Origin of the sequence: Frankia sp. R43 (assembly GCF_001306465.1) — a bacterium.
In the GTDB taxonomy this organism is placed as follows: domain Bacteria; phylum Actinomycetota; class Actinomycetes; order Frankiales; family Frankiaceae; genus Parafrankia; species Parafrankia irregularis.
Window position 1 is genome coordinate 1 of sequence record NZ_LFCW01000028.1, and the last position, 2,644, is coordinate 2,644.

General features: G+C 75.5%; 4 protein-coding genes. All 4 read left to right on the forward strand.

What is annotated here, in order from left to right; all coding sequences use genetic code 11:
• On the forward strand, positions 1-440 hold a 440-nt coding region (locus tag ACG83_RS41430; protein WP_054571712.1), incomplete at its 5' end, for a TadE/TadG family type IV pilus assembly protein.
• Positions 437-1,132: a hypothetical protein gene (locus tag ACG83_RS41435; RefSeq protein WP_054571713.1), complete on the forward strand. Its 696-nt coding sequence runs from the start codon at positions 437-439 to the stop codon at positions 1,130-1,132. The genes ACG83_RS41430 and ACG83_RS41435, both read left to right, overlap by 4 nt.
• Positions 1,125-1,562, forward strand: a complete 438-nt coding sequence (locus ACG83_RS41440; RefSeq protein WP_054571714.1) for a pilus assembly protein TadG-related protein — start codon at positions 1,125-1,127, stop codon at positions 1,560-1,562. The genes ACG83_RS41435 and ACG83_RS41440 overlap by 8 nt, the downstream gene beginning before the upstream one ends.
• The coding region (locus tag ACG83_RS41445) for a LysM peptidoglycan-binding domain-containing protein (protein ID WP_200931483.1) at positions 1,559-2,644 on the forward strand (1,086 nt) is incomplete at its 3' end. The genes ACG83_RS41440 and ACG83_RS41445, both read left to right, overlap by 4 nt.

Here is a 2,644-nt window from a genome sequence, read left to right on the forward strand (position 1 = left end):
AACTGACACTGCTCGCACCGCTGATCATCCTGATGCTGCTGCTGATCGTCTACGCGGGGCGGGCGGTAAACGCCCGCGGGCAGGTCGACACCGCCGCGCACACCGCCGCCCGTGCCGCGAGCCTCGCACGCACACCCGCCCTGGCCCTCGCCGCCGCCCAGGCGGCCGTCGCACCTGACCTCAACAGGAGCACAGGTCCCTGCACCGCCCTGACGGTGGAGGTGGACGTCAGCCAGTTCCGTCCCGGCGGTGTGGTCCGCGCGACGGTGGCCTGCCAGCTCGACCAGTCCGACCTCGCCGCCGGCCTTCCCGTCCCCGGCGAACGCACACTCACGACCACCGCGACCGTCCCCATCGACGTGTACCGCGGGGTCACCGCGACCGCGGCCTCCAAGCCGCCGGCCAGTCCGGAGGCAACCCCGCCGGGAGAAGCCCTATGAGCCGACCCGCCGGCGCCAGCCGGCGGAACCCGGAGTTGGTCCCCGTAGCCCGGTCCGTTGTCGCCGCGCTGCTCGCCGTGGCCCTCCTCGCCGGCGTGGCGTCCTGCGCCGCGTCCTCGCGGGCAGGTCGGGAGCAGCCCAGCTCCCCGCCCTCCGGGCGGCCAACCGACCTCGACCCGCACGGGCGGGTGCTGCTGGCCCGCGCGGCCGAGATCACGGACAACGGGGTCCCCCGGGGCTTCCCGCACACCACCCTCGGGGCGGTCTCGGCCGCGGTGGGCTGGATCTCGCTGCTGCTGCCCCGCGACGGTGCCGAGCGGGCCGATGTCTTCGCGACGATCGCCACCGTGGATTTTCTGCGGCGGTCCGAAGGCGTCGTCGAGACCGGCTACCAGCCACCTGACCTGCCCGCCGGCAGCGCGCTGTTCTTCCGCCCCCTGGGTACCCGGGTCCTTACCTCCCAGCCCGATCACGTCACGGTCGCGCTCCTGCATGCCAGCCGCGTCTCCGGCGACCGCACATCGTCATGGCCGCTCATCGGGTCGATGACCTGGGAACTGGTCTGGGACGGGGACGACTGGCGCCTCGCCGACCTCCACCCCACCCCGCCCTCCGCAGGGCTACGGGTACCGGAGACGGACAGCCCGGACGCGGTGACCGCGGCCGGGTGGGACCGGTTCCGCCGTGCCTGACCGCACCCGGGACCAGAACCGGGACGCGGGGACGGTGACCGCGTTCTTCGTCGTCCTCACCGTCGCGCTACTCGCGGTGACCGGTCTCGTCGTGGACGGCGGACTCGCGTTGGACCGGAAGTCCGCCGCGATCAGCCTCGCCGCCGAGGCCGCCCGCGCCGGCGCGCAGGGCCTGGACCTGGCCACCTACCGGGCCAGCGGCGTCATCCAGCTCGACCCGACCGCCGCGGAGCAACGGGCCGAGCTGTACCTGGCCACCGCTGGCACAGAAGGGACCGTCACCGCGACCGCCGCCACGGTGACGGTGACGGTCACAGTACGTGTCCCCACCCAGCTCCTCGGGATTGTCGGGATCGACACGCTCACCGTCACCGGACAGGCCACCGCCGCCCCCGTCCACAGCGCCACCGCACCGGCCGGCGCCCCATGAGCCGCCGACACAGACCCCGACGTGTCGGGCCGCTGCACCGCCTCGCCGGGCTGGCCCGCGCCGGCATCGCCCTCACCGCCGCCGGGGTGCTGCTGATCGCCGCGCCCACCGTGATGTGGCGGCTGGTCGGCTGGCCCCTGCCCGAACACGTCCCCACCTGGGACCAGATCGTGACCACCGCGACCGGGCCACTGACCCAGGGACTGATCCTCGGCCTGGTCTCCTGCCTGTTCTGGTACGCCTACACGCTGCTCGCGGTCTCCGTGGCCGTGGAGGTCGTGGCCACCGCCGCCGGCTGGCACCGGCCCCGGCTCCCCACCGCCGGCCCCGCCCAGGCCCTGGCCGCGGTCCTCGTCGGCACGATCCTCGCAGGCCTTCTCACCGCCACCACCCGCACCAGCGGCCCGCCGCCGGCCGCGGTCCTCGCCGCCTACGCGCGGCCCGCGGCCGTCACCGCCCCGGCTGATCCCCTCGCTGGCGCCGCGCGATCCTCCGCCACGGTGCCGGCCGGGCTGGAGTGCACCGTCGCCCCCTACGACACCCTATGGTCACTGGCCGAGGACTGGCTGCACGGAGACGGGCTGCGCTGGCGCGAGATCTGGGCTCTCAACCAGGGCCGGGTCCAGGCCGACGGGACCGCGCTCACCAGCCCCGACCTGCTGCGCCCCGGCTGGATCCTGCGCCTTCCGTCCGACGCCCAACCCCCGATGCCCCCGATGGCTCCGGTGGGGCCCGACACCACCGTCGCGCCCCACGCCTCCGGTCCCGCCACCCCACCCACGACCACCCCGGCACCGCTGCCACCGACGGCTCCCGCGACTGCCGCACCTGCCGCACCTGCCGCACCGGGCACCTTCTCGCCCGCCCCTTCCGCTCCCCGGGTGGACCCCGACCATCCCCGCGGACCCGGCCCCCTCCACTCCCGGCCCGGCCCCGCACACCAGCCCGGCCCCAGGCACCGACACGCCCGCACCGCACCCGGCCCCACCGGGTCAGGATCGGCCGGTCCGACTGCCCTCGGGCGCGGTCCTCCCGCTCAGCCTCATCGCCGCACTCGCCGCCGCCGTGGTCGCCGCCCGGCT